Source organism: Microbacterium sp. ZXX196 (assembly GCF_009709595.1).
Taxonomy (GTDB): domain Bacteria; phylum Actinomycetota; class Actinomycetes; order Actinomycetales; family Microbacteriaceae; genus Microbacterium; species Microbacterium excoecariae.
On the sequence record NZ_WMEE01000305.1, the window covers coordinates 1 to 259 of the forward strand.

At 40.9% G+C, this 259-nt stretch carries 1 protein-coding gene; it reads left to right on the plus strand.

What is annotated here, in order from left to right:
• Positions 1-259: hypothetical protein (locus GJQ66_RS14965; RefSeq protein ID WP_230379642.1), on the plus strand; the 259-nt coding region annotated here is incomplete at both ends.

Below are 259 nucleotides of genomic sequence, written 5' to 3' on the forward strand. Positions count from 1 at the left end.
ACAGATGGCACGTTGTATCGTAAACTGGAAAGCATCGGCTTTACCAGATACAGTTTGCAGGCAAAGGCGAACCTGCTTAATACCTTTTCAATAAAGCTTAGAGACTTTATTGATGAGTTTTTCCCTTCAGAACCGCCGAACACAAGAATTTTTTCTATACTGCTCGACACTCCGGAAAATGTCAGTTACAGCGCTTCCATGGCATTTATCAATATCTTGAAAGATCTCCTGGATTACCTGAATGCTTTATTGGGAAGCT